Here is a 16637-nt window from a genome sequence, read left to right as displayed (position 1 = left end):
AAGGCGGACTCCATACGGAATCCGTCTCTTTTATTGCAAAGCTGTTTTCAACGTTTCAAGATTTTTTTCCATCAAACTGAAATAGGTTTCTTCGTTGTCGATGTTTTCTTGGGTGAGAACGCCGAGATTGTTCAATTCAAGCGCTTCTGCACCGACTTCTTTCTGAATCACTTCCGTAAGATTCGACGACACGTTCTGTTCGAAAATGATGTGTTTGATGTTTTTCTCTTTTGCTAAATCAACAATTTCTGTCAGTTCTTTCTGCGATGGTTCATCTTGGCTGTTTAGACCGGCGATTGCGACTTGCTCCAATCCATATGGCTCCGCCATATAGCCGAATGCCGCATGGGAAACGAAGAAGGTTTTCTTGTCCACTTCTTCGGCCATTTTCGCAAAGGAGCGGTCTAATTCTTCCAGCTCAATTTTCAGATCGGCGTAATTGCTTTCGTAGATTTCCGAGTTTTCCGGATCTGCCTCCGCCAAGGAATCTTTGATCGATTCCGCTAATTTCTGGCTAAGCACAGGAGAAATCCAGACATGGGGATCCGTTGAACCATGGTCGTGGCCATCATGCGAGTCCTCTGCATGGGCATCATCGCCGTGATGATCTTCTTCGTGGCTGGTCGCCGCAACCAATTCTTCATCCGTGATGGCATCAGCGGTTGCGACAAACTCGACTTTCTCATTTTTCAGCGTTTTTTGGGCGCTGTCGATAAATCCTTCCAGGCCAAGGCCAACGTAAAACAGCAAATCCGCTTCAGCAAGCGCGATCATGTCTTGCTGGGTCGGTTCAAAGCTATGTTCATTGGATCCTGCGGGATAAATGGATTCAACGGCAACGGCATCGCCGCCAATCCGTTCCGTAAAGTAGGTAAGCGGATAGACGGTCGTATAGACATGGAGCTTCGAATCGGCTTCCGGTTCAGGTAGTGAGCCGGAAGATGCGTCTCCACAAGCGGCCAATAATAAAACCAGGATAAACAAGGGAATAAGTTTCTTCATGAGTTTCCTCCAAAATGTAACGGTTACGTTTTATTTACTTAGAGAATATTACACGATGCGTTTTCAAAACACAAGAAAAACCACCAAAATTATTTTTTTGGTGGCCATTCTTCCGGAACAAAATCGATTCCGCCTTTATTGAAAGGGTGGCAGCTCAGGATGCGGCGTATGGCTAAATAGCCGCCCTTGAACGCACCGTGCTTTTCCACAGCTTCGATTCCATAATGCGAGCAAGTCGGATAGAACCGGCAGCTCGGCGGTGACAGCGGCGAGATGAACCGCTGATAAAAGCGGAATATCTTGATTAACGCAGTTTTCATAATCGCTCATCTTCTTTCAAGAGGGTATTTCCTTATGTTTATTGTAGGCAGATTGGAGGTATAAATAAAGTATAAGAGCTTATCAAATACAAATGGAGAGTGATTTTAATGTCAGCAGAATTAAACCACGAATTAAACGTGCAAGTCGCAACATGGTCAGTAGCCTATACGAAATTACATAATTTCCATTGGTACGTAAAAGGCCCGTCATTCTTTACGCTTCACGTGAAATTTGAAGAATTATATAATGAAGCGACGCTTCATATGGATGAAATTGCAGAACGTTTGCTTGCGCTTGGCGGCAAACCGGTTGCAACGATGAAGGAACAGCTGGAGCTTTCAGTCGTTGAGGAAGCGACAAGCAAAGAAACGGCAGAAGAAATGGTCGATATCATTGTCAGCGATTACGATAAAATCATGAAATCATTGAAAAAAGGCATGGAGCTTGCAGCAGCGGATGGGGACGACATGACAGAAGATATGTTGAACGCGATCCACCAGAACTTAGAGAAGCATTCTTGGATGCTTTCTGCATTCTTAGGCGAAAAGAAGTAAAATAGAAGGACTCGGGCGTACACTTTAACGAGTGTACGCTTTTTTGATGGCAAAGAGGTGAAATGATGAAATATACAGATTTAAACGGACTGCCCTGTGAACTTTCTTTTGTACCCGGAAGCTTTGAAATTCCAAGCAAGCATGTGCTGGTGATTGCTAAGCACGAGGGAAAATGGCTAATGACCGACCATCCACAGCGTGGAATCGAATTTCCGGGCGGTAAAGTGGAAGCGGGCGAAAGTTTAGAGGCAGCCGCCGCCAGGGAAGTATATGAAGAAACAGGAGGCGTAGTGGAAAAGCTGGAATGGTTTGCCGCATACGCCGTTTATGACGAGCCAGCTTTCTGCAAAACGGTTTTTGCTGCCAAAGTGGAGCGAATCGATTCGGTAAATTTGTTGGAGACAAAAGGCGCCGTATTGAAAGAGACATTAGAGGACACAGGAAATTTCAGTTTCCTTATGAAAGATCCTGGAATGCTGAAAATTATGGAGAAGGTGAAAGCGCTTGGAAAATGGGAAGATTGAATCGGCGAAACGTTATCCTTCGCCTAATCCGCAAGTCAAGTTGACGGAAATCGTTTATTGGTCGGAAGGCCTTAAAGTAAAAGGGCTGCTCGCTGAACCGGTGAATAGGGAAAGCACGAGCGGCATCCTGTATTTAAGGGGCGGCATCCAATCGATCGGTATGGTGCGCCCGGCTCGTATTGCGCAATTTGCGTCATACGGATTTACCGTGTTTGCGCCTTATTACCGTGGGAACCGCGGCGGAGAAGGGCGCGACGAATTTGCAGGGGCAGACCGCTGGGATGCGGTCCATGCCGTGGAGGTGCTCAAGCAGAAATGTCCAGGGCCGGTCCATCTATTGGCATTTTCACGCGGCGGCATCATGGCGCTTTGGACAGCTGTCTTGCGGGATGATATTGCTTCTGTGGTGACTTGGGCAGGCGTGACGGATACCGTGCTCACATATAAAGAGCGCCCGGATATGCGCCGCATGATGAAACGCTTGTACGGCGGTACCCCAAACACAGCCTTGACTGCGTTTGAAGAACGGAATCCATTGCTTCGGATTGAAGAAGCACATATGCCATTCTTAATCATTCACGGGCTGCAAGATGAAAATGTTTTTCCTGCGCAGGCCTATTTATTGGAAGAAGCGTTGAAGATGAATGATCAACCGCATGAAACCTGGTATTTCCCGGAATACACGCATTTCTTCCCGCCGGCAGCGAACCGCAAAGTGGCAAAGGCATTGACTATATGGATGAAAGAGCAGGAAAAAAGTTGACCGATTGGAACCAGGAAATAAAAAAGAAGCTCTCCATATTAACTGGAGAGCTTCTTTCCGTTTTTTTGCTTATGACAGTGGAGCCGGTCCGCCAAGTTGGCTGATCGCTGGATCAACTGTGCCGAACTTTTTGAAGTTTTCTTGGAACTTAGATGAAAGTTCTTTTGCTTTTTGATCGTATGCTTCTTTGTCTGCCCATGCATGGCGCGGATTTAACACTTCAGTCGGAACTCCTGGAATTTCTTTTGGAATTTCCAAGCCGAAAATTGCTTCTTTTTCGGTTTCAATGTTGTGCAATTCGCCTTTCATGGCTGCACGCACCATCGTCCGTGTGTAAGAAAGCTTCATGCGGTTTCCGACGCCGTATTCGCCGCCAGTCCAGCCTGTATTCACTAGGAAAACATCGACATTGTGATCGTCGATTTTCTCACCCAGCATTTCAGCATACACCGTTGCGTGAAGCGGAAGGAATGGTGAACCGAAGCATGTTGAGAATGTTGCTTCAGGTGCCGTGATTCCGCGTTCTGTACCGGCAAGCTTCGATGTATAGCCGCTTAGGAAATGGTACATCGCCTGTTCTTTTGATAGTTTGCTGATCGGAGGCAAGACGCCAAATGCATCCGCCGTCAAGAACACGATCGTTTTAGGGTGTCCGCCTACAGACGGGTCTACAATATTATCGATTGCTTGAATCGGATAAGCTGCTCGTGTATTCTCAGTTAGGGAACCATTGTCATAATCAGGGATGCGCGTTTCCGGATCCACTACAACATTTTCAAGAACCGATCCGAAACGAATCGCGTCATAAATCTGCGGTTCGTTTTCACGCGATAAATTGATGGTCTTCGCATAGCAGCCGCCTTCGATATTGAAAACGCCGTTATCCGACCAGCCGTGCTCGTCGTCGCCGATCAATTTGCGGTCGCCGTCTGCGGATAAAGTCGTTTTTCCTGTACCAGACAATCCGAAGAATAACGTAACATCGCCGTCTTTGCCAACGTTCGCTGAGCAGTGCATAGGAAGAATGCCTTTTTCCGGCAAGATATGGTTCATAATCGAGAAGATGGATTTTTTCATTTCGCCTGCGTATTCTGTTCCGCCGATCAAAATGATTTTCTTTTCCATCGAAACGATGATGAACGTTTCAGAATCTGTTCCATCAACCGCAGGATCCGCATGGAATGTCGGTGCATAGACAACCGTAAATTCCGCTTCGTGCGCAGCCAGCTCTTCTTTTGTCGGGCGAATGAATAGTTGATGCGCAAACAGATTGTGCCACGCGTATTCATTGATGGTTTGGATCGCCAAGCGTGATTCGTGGTCTGCGCCGGCAAAGCCTTTAAATACATATAACGCATCTTTTTGCTTCAAATGGTCGATGACTTTCGCATACAAATTCTCGAAAATCTCAGAAGAAATCGGGCGATTGACATTGCCCCAGTCTATTTTGTCTCTCGAAATCGCTTCATCAACGATGTACTTATCTTTTGGCGAGCGGCCTGTATATTTGCCGGTTTCAGCTGCTACAGCGCCTTCTCGAGTCAATACCGCTTCCCCACGGGATGTTGCAGCTTCCACTAATTGTGGAACTGATAATTGGACGTGCACGTTTTGGCCATTTAAAAGATCCTTTAGGTTGTTTTTAATATTCACTGGATTCATTTATATGTACCTTCCTTTTCGGTTATTCCCATTGCGAATGGGGAGGATGTATATTCGAAGATTAGTATAACACATTGTATTAAATAGTCTATACTAATAACGGGTGGAATCGAAAAAAACGAAAATAATGTGCTTTTTGAAGGCCAATAAACCTATAATATCTTTTATTCAAACGGATGGTCATTAAAACGTTGACATCGCTTTGCACATTCCGTATGATGAAAAATTGAACGGATACTCTTATTCCGAGCTGGTGGAGGGGTCAGGCCCAATGAAACCCGGCAACCTGCTGCGATTTGCAGCGATGGTGCCAAACCTGTAGCAAGGCTTTTAGGCCTTGGATGATAAGAGTGAAAGGTGCTGCTGATGATTTCTCCTTTCCTCATGCAAATGATGGAAGGGATTTTTTTATGAAATTTTGCCCTTAATCCTCGTGTGCAAGAGCCACAACGGCTTAAAGTTCAATCCCTTTTGGGAACGGACTTGACATGGGAAACGAGTACCGTATCAATTTCGAGAGCAATCTCGCAGGATCTAAGGAGGAACACATTTTGACAAACCGTCGATTATTCACGTCAGAATCAGTAACAGAAGGGCATCCGGATAAAATTTGCGATCAGATTTCAGACGCCATTTTGGATGCCATTTTATCAGAAGACCCAAATGCACGCGTTGCATGCGAAACAACCGTAACGACTGGACTCGTTTTAGTCGCAGGAGAAATCACGACTTCTACGTATGTTGACATTCCGAAAGTCGTTCGTGAAACCGTTCGCGAAATTGGCTATACCCGTGCAAAATACGGATTCGATTCTGAAACAAGTGCCGTTTTGACAGCGATTGACGAACAATCACCGGACATTGCTGCCGGAGTCAATGTAGCGCTTGAATCGCGTGAAGGCCAAATGACAGATAAAGAAATGGACGATATCGGAGCAGGGGACCAAGGCTTAATGTTCGGCTATGCAACAAACGAAACCGAAGAATTCATGCCGCTTCCGATTGCTTTGGCGCATAAATTGGCGCGCCGCCTTGCAGAAGTGCGGAAAGAAGAAATTCTTCCTTACTTGCGCCCGGATGGGAAAACGCAAGTAACGATCGAATACGATGAAAACAATAAACCATTGCGTGTAGATACGATTGTCATTTCGACGCAGCATCACCCAGAAGTGACGCTTGAGCAAATCCAGCGCAATCTTAAAGAATATGTCATCAACGAAGTGGTTCCTGCACACTTGATCGATGAAGAAACAAAATACTTCATTAACCCGACTGGCCGTTTTGTTATCGGCGGACCACAAGGAGATGCCGGCCTTACAGGACGCAAAATCATCGTAGACACTTACGGTGGCTATGCACGCCACGGCGGCGGAGCTTTCTCCGGGAAAGACGCAACGAAAGTGGACCGTTCGGCAGCTTATGCCGCTCGCTATGTAGCGAAAAACATTGTCGCAGCCGGCCTTGCTGAACGCTGTGAAGTGCAGCTTGCTTACGCAATCGGCGTCGCACATCCCGTATCAATTGCCGTTGATACATTTGGAACAGGCACAGTAGAAGAAAACAAATTGATTGAGCTTGTGCGCGGAAACTTTGATCTTCGCCCAGCAGGCATCATCAAAATGTTGGATCTTCGCCGTCCAATCTACAAACAAACGGCAGCTTATGGCCACTTCGGCCGCACGGATATCGACCTTCCGTGGGAGCGCACGGACAAAGCAGCTGCTTTGAAAGAGCAATCCGCCCAATAATAAAGAGAAAAGACGGCTGAGCGAATTTTGCTCAGCCGTCTTTTTTTCTATTGAAGCGATTTATAGTAAGCGCCTTTTTCAGCGTATTCGCGGACGATGCGCTGCATGTCTTCGATGTCTTCTTCGCGCAGCTCGCGCACCACTTTTGCCGGCCGCCCAAATGCCAGCATGCCAGGAGGGATGACTTTGCCTTGCGGAACAAGGCTGCCAGCGCCGATAAATGCACCTTCTCCCACTTCTGCTCCGTCTAGGATGATGGAACCCATTCCGATCAGTGCCCCTTTGCGGATTTTACAGCTATGCAAAGTCACTTGATGGCCGATGGTCACTTCGTCTTCCAAAATCAGCGGGTTCCCCGGGCTTTGGTGAAGCATGCACAGGTCCTGGATATTGGTTTTCTTGCCGATAATGGTAGGTGCGACATCGCCGCGGATGACGGTATTGAACCAAACCGATGAATCTTCACCGATTACAACATCGCCTGTAATCGTTGTATGGTCAGCGATAAAAGCCGAAGGATGAATAGATGGATGCTTGTCTTTGAATGGGTAAATCATGGAAAACCTCCAGTAAAAAAGATAAGATAATATTAATCCTATCAAAATAAGCGCAAAGGTCAAATGCACGTTGCAGGCTGCGCTAAGGAAAGGGGGGCAATACATGTGGAAATGGGAATCGATCGGACCGGCGAAAGCGGTAGTGGTCCTTGTACACAGTGCATATGAACATCATCTGCGCTATGCCTGGCAAATCGATCAATGGCGCGGCGCGAACTTCCACGTCATCATGGGCGATTTGCCCGGGCATGGCGAAAATGCTGGAAATGAGAGCGCTCACCGGGAATCGTTTGACGAATATGAGAAATCCATCAAAACAGCTGTGAAAGTGGCGATGGAAAATGAATTGCCGGTATTTATCGTGGCCCAAGGATTAGGTGCGACTCTCGCGATGGGTGTGCTTTCCAAAAATAGAATAAACATCGCCGGCGCTATTTTCACATCGCCTTGGCTGCAATTGATCAAGACCCCTTCTAAATTCTCGAATGCCTTGACCGGCTTTCATAAAGTAACATCGCGGGTAAAGATCAATCACCATATTTCCATTGAAGAATTGACCAAGAACCAGGAAGTGATCGAGCAGGAAAAAGAGGATCCTTTCTACAGGACTGAGATTTCAGTTGGCTGGTATCATGAACTTCAATCGTATTTGAAGCAGCTGGCCCAAAGCAAAGGGGCATTTCCGGATATTCCGGTGTTTATCCATACAGGAGAACGGGACATCATCACCGATAAAGAAATGGCGAAACGTTGGCTCAAACAGCAGAACCTGAAGGAATTCAGCTATAAAGAATGGACAAACGGCTACCATGATTTATTCCAGGAGCCTGAACGCGAAGACATTTTCATTTCTTCGCATTTATTCATCAAAAATGTTTTGCGTTCGTTAGGATACGTGGTGCAATAAGTTTTGTGAGAGAAGGGATGACATGGCATTAGCCTACAGCATATTAGACCAATCACCGATTTCAGAAGGCCTTACACCCGAGCAGGCGCTGAAGGAAACGGCAGAGCTTGCACAAATGGCGGAGAAATGGGGCTATACGAGATTTTGGGTTTCTGAACACCACGATGCAACGACGCTTGCAGGATCTTCACCCGAAATTTTAATCTCCCATTTAGGGGCGGTGACCAATACCATTCGGCTCGGCTCAGGAGGCGTCATGCTGCCGCATTATGCTTCGTTTAAAGTGGCCGAAAACTTTAAGCTGCTTGAAACTTTATACCCGGGACGGATTGACGTCGGAGTTGGCCGGGCGCCGGGCGGGATGCCGCGGGCGAGCTACGCGCTGAATGATGGCCGGAAACGGGATGTAGACCGTTTTCCCACTCAAATAGATGAACTGCGCATGTATTTGGAAGACCGGATTCCGGAAGACCATCCCTACTATGGCATGAAAGCAACGCCGGTGACAAAGTCAGCGCCGCCTGTGTGGGTGCTTGGCTCTAGCCAAAGTTCTGCGCAACTCGCTGCTGAAAAAGGCTTATCTTATATGTTCGCCCAATTCATCAACGGAGAAGGCGGCCAAAGTTTTGCCGAAACCTACCGCGAACGTTTTGAATCGAAGGATGGATCAAAGCCATATCAAGGCGTGGCGATTTTCGTTGTGTGCCAAGAAACGGAAGAGAAAGCGGAGTGGGTGGCATCTTCCATGGATTTGTCTTTAGCTATGGGGGCACAGGGAATGCCGTCAAACGGTACGCCGCCGCCAGAGCGCGCATTCAATTATCCTTATTCGAAATTCGAACGCCTGCTGGTGGAAGAAAACCGCCGACGGATGATTGTCGGGACGCCGGAAAAGGTGGCCGATGCTTTGGAGGCGTTGGCAGAAGGCTATGGTGCGGAAGAATTGATGCTCGTGACCATTACCTATGATTTCGCGGACAAATTAACTTCTTACCGATTAGTGGCAGAAGAAATGCAGAAACGGCAAAGCAAATAAAGCAATTAGACGATTTACTTTTGGAAAAATCGAATCGCTTCTTAAGACGAATAAACGTCCGCAAAATGTTTTCAACATTTGCGGATGTTTTTTTATTGCCCTGGAAAATAAAAAAAGGCTTGCAATTAGGAAGCAAAAAATATAATCTATAAAACGTAATGATTACAGTTTGTAAAATGTTTAAAAGGAGCGAATCAGAATTTTTTATTGTGCTAAGGTTTTGATGTTTAAGAAGGGGAAAAATTTTTGCGGTTTCACAAAACGTAATGATTACGAATAAAAAGAAAGGCAATTGGGTTTTGAAAGACTGTACATAAAGATATGACATTTAATTTCAGGAGGAATAGAAAATGAAGAAAACAATAAAAGGATTCGGGTTATTGCTATTAGTTTTAGCATTAGCCGCATGCCAGTCAACTGACGAAACAAACACGGGCAGCGCCACTGAGCAGCGGGCTCATTCAGAAAGCGAAAAAACGGATCAGGAAGTGCCTGAAGGTGTATTGATTGAAGGGATGGCAGCACATTATCATACAGGAGATAAAATCGAGCTGACAGCATTCTTAAAAGAAGAAGCTGAAGGCGGCCATTGGCACTGGTACAGCAGGGCTAGCAGCTCCGATGAATGGGAAATGATTTCTGGACAGGAATCAGCCGGTTATACCGGAAAAGCAACGAGTGAAATAGCAGAAATCAAAGCGGCCTTTTACGGTGAGGGAAAAGGTTCAGAAGTCCAGTCGGCACCTGCCGAAATTGTGATTGATGACCATCATGGCCATGATGAAGCCACGACTCAAATCTATGACGGTTATTTTGAAGACGAACAAGTAGCGGACCGGGGATTATCGGATTGGGAAGGGGATTGGCAATCTGTTTACCCTTATCTCGTTTCAGGGGATTTAGATGAAGTTTTTGCACACAAAGCTGAAACTGGCGATATGACAGCGGAAGAATACAAAGAATACTACACAACCGGCTACATAACGAATATCGATCGGGTGTTAATCAGAGACGAGAGTGTGACGTTTTTTGATGGGAAAGAGGAATATTCAGGAGAGTATGCCTCAGACGGCTATGAAATTCTTACCTATGAAAAAGGAAATCGCGGGGTCCGTTTTATTTTCAAAAAGACGGCAGGCTCCGAACAAGCACCTGCCTTTATCCAGTTTAGCGACCACCATATCTACCCGGTCAAATCTTCACATTTCCATTTGTATTGGGGAGCGGACCGGAAAGAATTATTGGAGGAAGTTACGCACTGGCCAACCTATTATCCTTCAGATTTAGATGCAGAAGGGCTAGTCCGTGATATGTTGGCGCATTAGAGGAGTAAAACAAAAGCACCCGGAGAATATTCTCCGAGTGTTTTTGTCATTGGATGGATTTGGTAAACGCTTAAGCTTCTTGCAACATCTTGCTTCTCTCGCAAACAAGAATTTCCCGAAGAAACAAGCCTTTTTTAACCAAGCAGCGGTCGGTGATCGAAAACCCGGCTTCATCGATCATGTAGTCGATCGGATCGATCGTCACCACAAGCAATTTTTCGGTGACCGGCAGCGCGTCTTTCAGAATTTCTTGTTGCTCAGACTCTGTAGCATTCGTGTAGAGGTTATAGGGCATGTCGATGATGGCGACATCGTATTGCTGTTTGATGTCGGCAATGGCTCCTAAATCGACAGAACCCGTTAAACCGAAATGTTCAATATTCTCGCGCGAACCTTCGACGACAAGGGGATTGATGTCACGCCCGACAATATCGATGCCCATCGACAACGCTTCGACGAGTACGGTGCCAATGCCGCAGCAAGGATCGATCGCTTTCACTCCAGCTGGATCCGGTACGGCAATATTGGCAAGCGCCCGCGCCACTTTTGTACTGAGGGCTGTCGAGTATTCGCGCGGTTTTTGCTGATGTTTGAACCAGACAGCTTCAGTTTGCAGATAGTGGCCGAAATACCAACGGCCGCCGAACAGGATCAACCCGAAAACGACGTCCGGCTGATGGACATCTGCTTTTCCTTTGATGACAAAGCCTACCTGCCATTCGATGCTGCGTTTTTCCGTGTAGTCGACTTGATCAGCAGGGGCCAAGCCGTTCAGTTTTGGAAAAATGACTTTAAACGTGGCATTCCCCAAGTCGATATTAGCCGCCTGATAGACGATATCAGCAAGTGCAGGCGCTTCAAACAGCAATTCAATCCGCTCCTTGATAAAGGGGCTTCTGCTGGGCTCGATTTTCCGGTTGCTTTTTAAGACTTTTTCCTCCGTATCTTCTCCGAAGAAAGATCGCATCTCTAGTAGGCATAAGTCTTTTTCGTCTTGATGATAGGCATATGTATAAATAAATTCACCTGTGGTGGTTAAGTTTTTCAATCCATCCCGTCCTTCATTCTGGTTATTAGGGTCTTATCAAACAGTATACCAATATCTGCTCAGCGGTGAGCTGCCGTTTCCGTCTAATGAGTGACGGCGGATGACGTATTCAGTTAAACTAGTACGGAATGAGAGACAGCGGGGGGATAAGCATGACTGAATTACAACGCATTGCGAAGCAAGAAGCTCTTGAAATGCCGGCATTTAAAAGTCACGAGGCGGCATTTCATTATTTTGAAGAAAAGTATGGCGAAAAAATCGTATTTGAAGAATCGTCAGATGGAGGCAAACAAACTTGTTATTTCTACCGATTGATTATTGATGAAGCCGCCTACATTGAAGGGGTAACGGAAATGAATTCCACAGGGAACATTCCCTTCGATTTTTTGAAGAGCTACCAGCCCATTCGGATTTGGGAAGATGGCCGCGTCGAAGTAGATGTTCAATGAATGAAGAGAAAGAAAAGAGGCGATGCCATTGGAGCATTGCCTCTTTTTCCTATTTCTTCTCGATTGCCACCAAAAAAGGAGGGGAGTGGCGCTGGTTGATAAAGCCGTACTGCAAAACGTCGAAAGAAGTCTGCGGCAATTGGACGACATAATCCATAACCGCATCCCGTTCTTCGCTGCCGCCCTCATGTCCCGAATAAATGACAATCAGCACAACGCCTTTTGGTTTCAATAAGCCTAGACATTGGCTGATAGCCGCCAAGGTTGACTGGGATTTTGTAATGATGCTGTGGTCGCCTTTTGGCAAATAGCCGAGATTAAATACGGCCGCGGCAACGGGAGCTTTTACGTAGGTTGAAATCTTCGCATGGCTGTCATGGATCAATTCGACCTGGGCAAATCCCGCTGTGCGTTCTCTCGTGTTTTGGATCGCTTCTTCCTGAATATCAAATGCGAAGACTTTGCCCGCATCACCGACGAGCCCGGCCAAAAAATGTGTATCGTGGCCATTTCCAGCAGTCGCGTCAATGGCGCAGTCGCCGGCTTCAACTGCTTGTTCCAGTAAGAATTTTGTATAAGGCAATACTCGCTGCAAGGTCATGCATTGACACGCTCCCGGTAATTTTTTCCTTGCCAAGAATTTCTGGCTTCAAGTTCCGCATCAATGCCGTTTAGAACGTCCCATTTATTGGCGCTCCACATCGGTCCGATCATCAAATCGATGGGGCCGTCTCCAGTGATCCGGTGGATGACCATTTCAGGCGGCAGCACTTCGAGCTGATCTGCGACCAAATGTATGTAGTCCTGCTTTTCCAGAAATTCAACCATTCCTTTTTCATATTGCTTCACCATCGGCGTTCCTTTCAATAGATGAAGCAGATGGATTTTGATGCCCTGGACGTCTAGCTTTGCCACTTCGCGGGCGGTTTCCATCATCATCTCCCGGTCTTCCAAGGGCAAGCCGTTGATGATATGGGTACAGACGCGGATGCCGCGGTTCCGAAGTTTTGTGACGCCTTCCACATACGAAGGGAAATCATGCGCCCGGTTCACAAGAAGCGCGGTGCGTTCATGGACCGTCTGCAAGCCGAGCTCCACCCAAAGATAGGTGCGTTCGTTTAATTCCGCGAGATAGTCAACGACATCATCCGGCAGGCAGTCCGGGCGTGTTGCGATGCTCAATCCGATGACGTTTTCCTGTTCCAGCGCCGCTTCAAACTTTTCTTTGATTACCGAAAGCGGGGCATGTGTATTCGTATAAGCTTGGAAATACGCCATATATTTTCCGTCTTTCCATTTCCGGTGCATTTTTTCTTTTATTTTTTCGAATTGGACGGGGATGGAATCGACCCGGTCTCCAGCGAAATCACCCGATCCTGCAACGCTGCAGAATGTGCAGCCGCCGTGCGCGACTGTGCCATCGCGATTGGGGCAATCAAAGCCGGCATCGAGTGCAATCTTCATCACTTTAAATCCAAAATGGTCGCGCAAATGGCGATTCCATGTGTAATAGCGTTTGCCGTCAGAAGAAAAAGGCAAGCTCATTTCCATCGTTAACAACTCCTCTTTCCACTATTGTAGCACGGGCTAAAAAAGCGCTTCAACGGCAGAAAAATCTGTCTTTGAGGGTATCGGTTAATTTCTCTTGTAGAGACGGTCCAAAAGGAATACAATGACTCTTGGAATTTAGTTCGAAGGGAAGAATTGACATGCCGAAACGCGTATGGCTATTAATCATTGGAATGCTCGTCAACGTCACAGGGAATTCATTTTTATGGCCATTGACTACTATATATATGCACGATCATTTAGGGAAATCGTTGTCGCTTGCCGGGCTCGTTTTAATGGGCAACGCCGGGGCAGCTGTTATCGGGAATTTGCTTGGCGGGGCGCTGTTTGATAAATTCGGCGGCTACAAATCGATTATGAGCGGGATTATCATCACCATTCTTGCATTGTCGGGTTTGACGCTTTGGCATGAATTTTCGCCGTTTGTCGTTTTTTATACCATCATTGGCTTTAGCGGGGGAATCGTTTTCCCGAGCATGTACGCGATGGTTGGGACAGTCTGGCCGGAAGGCGGCCGCAAAGCGTTTAATGCCATTTACTTGGCTCAGAATGTCGGGGTAGCGATTGGGCCTGCGATGGCGGGAATTTTAGCTGCCTATAGCTTCGACTATATATTCGGAGCGAACTTAGCGATGTATATCCTATTCTTTTTCATCGCTTTATTCGGCTTCAAATCGATGTCAATTTCTCCGCTGTCCCATACTTCTGTGATCAATGAAGGAAAAAAAATACGGAAACGGGCGCCTTTCAATGCGTTGATGATTGTTTCTGCCGGATATTTTCTTTGCTGGGTCGGATATGTGCAGTGGCAGTCAACGATTTCTGCTTATACACAGGAAATCGGGATCACATTGACGCAGTATAGTTTCTTATGGACGTTGAATGGGTTCCTGATTGTCGCAGGGCAGCCGTTTATCCGTCCGATCATGAAACGCATTGAAGACAATATCAAGCAGCAATTGATTATAGGAATCTTGATCATGATGGTTTCTTATGTCGTCGTTGCATTTGCGCAAGATTTCTCGATGTTCATTGTGGCAATGGCCATTTTGACCGTCGGGGAAATGTTCGTGTGGCCTGCTGTGCCGGCACTTGCGAATCAGCTTGCTCCGAAAGGCCGTGAAGGATTTTATCAAGGGATCGTCAACAGCGTCGCAACCGGTGGGCGCATGGTCGGGCCGCTGCTCGGCGGTGTCATGGTCGACGTCTACGGGATGCCGGCATTATTTGTGCTCGTGACGGTATTGGTGGCAATCGCCATCATCACTTCCTTGTTATATGACCGTCCGTTGAAAAAAGAACAGGCAGAGCAGCTTCAAGAAAAGTATAGTTGAGGAAATGGAGAAGAAGGCCGGAAACGGGCCTTCTTTTTTATTTGTAAAAATTGCAGCAGAGGTTATTCCTTTTGGTTTTGGGTCCCTGTATTGCCTTTTGGCTGAGACTTTGTTTAAATTGAAAGTGAAAGCGTTTTTTATTTACATAATTCTGTCAATGGAAAGAACGGGGGATGGCTGAAATGAAACCGATTTATGGATCCGCACGCGAAGCGGTGGAACAGATTCAAGACGGCGCAACAATCATGGTTGGCGGGTTTGGGCTCGTAGGGATTCCGGAACAGCTGATTTTGGCGTTGGTCGACAAAGGGGTAACGGACTTGACCGTCATTTCGAATAACTGCGGAGTCGATGAGTGGGGGCTTGGGCTGTTATTAAAAAATAAACAAATTAAGAAAATGATCGGCTCTTATGTAGGAGAAAATAAAGAATTTGAACGCCAAGTGCTGTCCGGTGAAATTGAAGTGGAATTGACGCCGCAAGGTACATTAGCTGAAAAGATGCGCGCAGGCGGAGCAGGGATTCCGGCGTTTTTCACACCGGCTGGCGTCGGTACGACGGTCGCTGAAGGAAAAGAAATCCGTGAATTCGACGGCAAGGAATATGTACTGGAGCATGCGCTCCGTGCCGATTTCGCATTAGTGCGTGCGCACAAAGCGGATAAGATGGGGAATCTCGTCTACAACAAAACGGCACAGAATTTCAACCCGTTGGCAGCAGCCGCTGGAAAAATCACGATTGCAGAAGTCGAAGAAATCGTCGAAACCGGCGACATCGACCCGAACCACGTGCAAACACCGAGCATTTATGTGCAAGGTTTATTGCAGGCGAAACAGGAAAAACGCATTGAACGGCTAACGACCCGTTCGGTCTAAGAAAGGATGTGTGCAGCGATGGATAAAAACCAAGTAAGAGAAAGAATTGCGAGACGTGCAGAAAAAGAGATCAACGACGGGGACTACGTAAACTTAGGGATTGGCATGCCGACATTGGTGGCGAATTTCATCTCCGACAATAAAAGCGTCGTGCTCCAGTCGGAAAATGGATTGCTCGGCATCGGGCCTTATCCGACAGAAAATGAAGTGGATCCTGATTTAATCAATGCCGGAAAAGAAACCGTGACAACGATCAAAGGCTCCTCTTTTTTCACTAGTGCTGAATCGTTTGCCATGATCCGCGGCGGCCATATTGACGTAGCGATCTTAGGCGGAATGGAAGTTGCTGAAAATGGGGACTTGGCCAACTGGATGATCCCCGGGAAAATGATCAAAGGCATGGGGGGCGCGATGGACCTGGTGCACGGCGCCAAAAAAGTCATCGTCATCATGGACCATGTGTCGAAAGACGGCTCCCCGAAAATCAAAAAACAGTGCGATTTGCCGCTGACAGGCAAAGGCGTGGTCAACAAAATCATCACGGATCGTGCCGTCATCGAAGTGACGCCGGACGGTTTGGTGCTGACGGAAGTGTTTGAAGGCTTCAGCGTCCAGGATATCATTGATTCGACGGATGCTCCGCTGAATACCGAGAACGTGAAAGTGTCCTGAGCTATTGCCAAAAAACGGCGGTTCCGCTAAAATAAAGGGTAATAACCTATGACAGTGAAGAGGATCAGTAAATTGTTTTCATTCTGTAGAGAGCCGGCGGGTGGTGCAAGCCGGTGTCTGGAGCAATTGAACTCGCCTTGGAGTCCGTGTATGTGAAACCAAGTAAGATACACCGTTTTCCGCGTTAAGGAATCAAGTTGAGCGAGCAATCGCTAATTTGGGTGGTACCGCGGGAGACTCCCGTCCCTTATGAAGATGAGGGGCGGGAGTTTTTATTTTGAGGAGGAATTT

Annotated in this window: 18 protein-coding genes, 1 riboswitch and 1 other annotated feature; of the genes, 11 read left to right on the top strand and 7 right to left on the bottom strand. The window is 46.9% G+C overall.

What is annotated here, in order from left to right; genetic code table 11:
• Positions 1–30: 30 nt before the first annotated feature.
• On the bottom strand, positions 31–1002 hold the full coding sequence (locus tag BN1080_RS10980) for a metal ABC transporter solute-binding protein, Zn/Mn family (RefSeq protein ID WP_052652102.1): 972 nt from the start codon (positions 1000–1002) through the stop codon (positions 31–33).
• Positions 1003–1091: 89 nt separating this feature from the next.
• Complete coding sequence (yidD, locus tag BN1080_RS10975; RefSeq protein WP_052652101.1) at positions 1092–1322, bottom strand: membrane protein insertion efficiency factor YidD; 231 nt, start codon at positions 1320–1322, stop codon at positions 1092–1094.
• Between the two features lie 108 nt (positions 1323–1430).
• Between yidD and BN1080_RS10970 the strand changes: the two genes are divergently transcribed.
• The 3 genes from BN1080_RS10970 to BN1080_RS10960 all read left to right on the top strand — a co-directional run bounded on the left by BN1080_RS10970 (position 1431) and on the right by BN1080_RS10960 (position 3164).
• Positions 1431–1877, top strand: a complete 447-nt coding sequence (locus BN1080_RS10970) for a Dps family protein (protein WP_052652100.1) — start codon at positions 1431–1433, stop codon at positions 1875–1877.
• 65 nt (positions 1878–1942) lie between these two features.
• Entirely contained in the window at positions 1943–2401 is a 459-nt protein-coding gene (locus BN1080_RS10965) for an NUDIX domain-containing protein (RefSeq protein WP_199876617.1), read from the top strand.
• Complete coding sequence (locus tag BN1080_RS10960) at positions 2382–3164, top strand: alpha/beta hydrolase family protein (protein WP_052652098.1); 783 nt, start codon at positions 2382–2384, stop codon at positions 3162–3164. Before BN1080_RS10965 ends, BN1080_RS10960 begins: the two co-directional genes overlap by 20 nt.
• Before the next feature lie 69 nt (positions 3165–3233).
• On the opposite strand, the gene pckA is transcribed toward BN1080_RS10960, so the two are convergent.
• Positions 3234–4826: a phosphoenolpyruvate carboxykinase (ATP) gene (gene pckA, locus BN1080_RS10955; protein ID WP_052652097.1), complete on the bottom strand. Its 1593-nt coding sequence runs from the start codon at positions 4824–4826 to the stop codon at positions 3234–3236.
• A gap of 237 nt (positions 4827–5063) precedes the next feature.
• A riboswitch (SAM riboswitch) is annotated at positions 5064–5177 on the top strand.
• A gap of 200 nt (positions 5178–5377) precedes the next feature.
• Here pckA and metK point away from each other — a divergent pair.
• The gene (gene metK / locus BN1080_RS10950) at positions 5378–6574 is read left to right on the top strand and encodes a methionine adenosyltransferase (RefSeq protein WP_052652096.1); all 1197 of its coding nucleotides are present in this window, start codon (positions 5378–5380) and stop codon (positions 6572–6574) included.
• Positions 6575–6621: 47 nt separating this feature from the next.
• Here the strand turns inward: metK and BN1080_RS10945 are convergent, their stop codons facing one another.
• Positions 6622–7131: a gamma carbonic anhydrase gene (locus BN1080_RS10945; protein ID WP_052652095.1), complete on the bottom strand. Its 510-nt coding sequence runs from the start codon at positions 7129–7131 to the stop codon at positions 6622–6624.
• A 103-nt stretch (positions 7132–7234) separates the two neighbouring features.
• Here BN1080_RS10945 and BN1080_RS10940 point away from each other — a divergent pair, with 103 nt between their 5' ends.
• From BN1080_RS10940 to BN1080_RS10930, 3 genes are all read left to right on the top strand, one after another.
• Positions 7235–8038 (top strand): alpha/beta fold hydrolase, encoded by an 804-nt coding sequence (locus BN1080_RS10940; RefSeq protein WP_052652094.1) that lies wholly within the window; start codon positions 7235–7237, stop codon positions 8036–8038.
• A gap of 22 nt (positions 8039–8060) precedes the next feature.
• The gene (locus tag BN1080_RS10935) at positions 8061–9074 is read left to right on the top strand and encodes an LLM class flavin-dependent oxidoreductase (RefSeq protein WP_052652093.1); all 1014 of its coding nucleotides are present in this window, start codon (positions 8061–8063) and stop codon (positions 9072–9074) included.
• 350 nt (positions 9075–9424) lie between these two features.
• Entirely contained in the window at positions 9425–10399 is a 975-nt protein-coding gene (locus BN1080_RS10930) for a ZinT family metal-binding protein (RefSeq protein WP_052652092.1), read from the top strand.
• A 70-nt stretch (positions 10400–10469) separates the two neighbouring features.
• On the opposite strand, the gene BN1080_RS10925 is transcribed toward BN1080_RS10930, so the two are convergent.
• Positions 10470–11447, bottom strand: a complete 978-nt coding sequence (locus tag BN1080_RS10925; protein WP_052652091.1) for a TRM11 family SAM-dependent methyltransferase — start codon at positions 11445–11447, stop codon at positions 10470–10472.
• 152 nt (positions 11448–11599) lie between these two features.
• Here BN1080_RS10925 and BN1080_RS10920 point away from each other — a divergent pair, with 152 nt between their 5' ends.
• Positions 11600–11896, top strand: coding sequence for a hypothetical protein (locus BN1080_RS10920; protein ID WP_052652090.1), 297 nt, complete (start codon positions 11600–11602; stop codon positions 11894–11896).
• Between the two features lie 49 nt (positions 11897–11945).
• Here the strand turns inward: BN1080_RS10920 and BN1080_RS10915 are convergent, their stop codons facing one another.
• Positions 11946–12497, bottom strand: a complete 552-nt coding sequence (locus tag BN1080_RS10915; RefSeq protein WP_052652089.1) for a tRNA 5-(aminomethyl)-2-thiouridylate-methyltransferase MnmM — start codon at positions 12495–12497, stop codon at positions 11946–11948.
• On the bottom strand, positions 12494–13447 hold the full coding sequence (locus BN1080_RS10910; RefSeq protein ID WP_052652088.1) for a tRNA modification radical SAM protein MnmL/YtqA: 954 nt from the start codon (positions 13445–13447) through the stop codon (positions 12494–12496). Before BN1080_RS10910 ends, BN1080_RS10915 begins: the two co-directional genes overlap by 4 nt.
• Positions 13448–13605: 158 nt before the next feature.
• Here BN1080_RS10910 and BN1080_RS10905 point away from each other — a divergent pair, with 158 nt between their 5' ends.
• From BN1080_RS10905 to BN1080_RS10895, 3 genes are all read left to right on the top strand, one after another.
• Positions 13606–14799 (top strand): MDR family MFS transporter, encoded by a 1194-nt coding sequence (locus tag BN1080_RS10905; protein WP_052652087.1) that lies wholly within the window; start codon positions 13606–13608, stop codon positions 14797–14799.
• Positions 14800–14981: 182 nt separating this feature from the next.
• Complete coding sequence (locus tag BN1080_RS10900; protein WP_052652086.1) at positions 14982–15674, top strand: CoA transferase subunit A; 693 nt, start codon at positions 14982–14984, stop codon at positions 15672–15674.
• 18 nt (positions 15675–15692) lie between these two features.
• Positions 15693–16346 carry a 3-oxoacid CoA-transferase subunit B gene (locus tag BN1080_RS10895; protein WP_052652085.1) on the top strand — a complete coding sequence of 218 codons (654 nt, stop codon included), beginning with the start codon at positions 15693–15695 and terminating at the stop codon, positions 16344–16346.
• Positions 16347–16391: 45 nt separating this feature from the next.
• Positions 16392–16597: a binding site (T-box leader), on the top strand.
• Positions 16598–16637 lie beyond the last annotated feature (40 nt).

This window comes from Planococcus massiliensis, assembly GCF_000821325.1.
In the GTDB taxonomy this organism is placed as follows: Bacteria; Bacillota; Bacilli; order Bacillales_A; family Planococcaceae; genus Planococcus; species Planococcus ruber.
This window is presented reverse-complemented; position numbering and strand designations above follow the sequence as displayed.

Excerpts from the sequence above, each read along its gene's own strand:
- BN1080_RS10980 (WP_052652102.1), bottom strand. The coding sequence starts at position 1,002 with ATGAAGAAACTTATTCCCTTGTTTATCCTGGTTTTATTATTGGCCGCT.
- yidD (WP_052652101.1), bottom strand. The coding sequence starts at position 1,322 with ATGAAAACTGCGTTAATCAAGATATTCCGCTTTTATCAGCGGTTCATC.
- BN1080_RS10970 (WP_052652100.1), top strand. The coding sequence starts at position 1,431 with ATGTCAGCAGAATTAAACCACGAATTAAACGTGCAAGTCGCAACATGG.
- BN1080_RS10965 (WP_199876617.1), top strand. The coding sequence starts at position 1,943 with ATGAAATATACAGATTTAAACGGACTGCCCTGTGAACTTTCTTTTGTA.
- pckA (WP_052652097.1), bottom strand. The coding sequence starts at position 4,826 with ATGAATCCAGTGAATATTAAAAACAACCTAAAGGATCTTTTAAATGGC.
- BN1080_RS10945 (WP_052652095.1), bottom strand. The coding sequence starts at position 7,131 with ATGATTTACCCATTCAAAGACAAGCATCCATCTATTCATCCTTCGGCT.
- BN1080_RS10940 (WP_052652094.1), top strand. The coding sequence starts at position 7,235 with ATGTGGAAATGGGAATCGATCGGACCGGCGAAAGCGGTAGTGGTCCTT.
- BN1080_RS10935 (WP_052652093.1), top strand. The coding sequence starts at position 8,061 with ATGGCATTAGCCTACAGCATATTAGACCAATCACCGATTTCAGAAGGC.
- BN1080_RS10930 (WP_052652092.1), top strand. The coding sequence starts at position 9,425 with ATGAAGAAAACAATAAAAGGATTCGGGTTATTGCTATTAGTTTTAGCA.
- BN1080_RS10920 (WP_052652090.1), top strand. The coding sequence starts at position 11,600 with ATGACTGAATTACAACGCATTGCGAAGCAAGAAGCTCTTGAAATGCCG.
- BN1080_RS10915 (WP_052652089.1), bottom strand. The coding sequence starts at position 12,497 with ATGACCTTGCAGCGAGTATTGCCTTATACAAAATTCTTACTGGAACAA.
- BN1080_RS10910 (WP_052652088.1), bottom strand. The coding sequence starts at position 13,447 with ATGGAAATGAGCTTGCCTTTTTCTTCTGACGGCAAACGCTATTACACA.
- BN1080_RS10905 (WP_052652087.1), top strand. The coding sequence starts at position 13,606 with ATGCCGAAACGCGTATGGCTATTAATCATTGGAATGCTCGTCAACGTC.
- BN1080_RS10900 (WP_052652086.1), top strand. The coding sequence starts at position 14,982 with ATGAAACCGATTTATGGATCCGCACGCGAAGCGGTGGAACAGATTCAA.
- BN1080_RS10895 (WP_052652085.1), top strand. The coding sequence starts at position 15,693 with ATGGATAAAAACCAAGTAAGAGAAAGAATTGCGAGACGTGCAGAAAAA.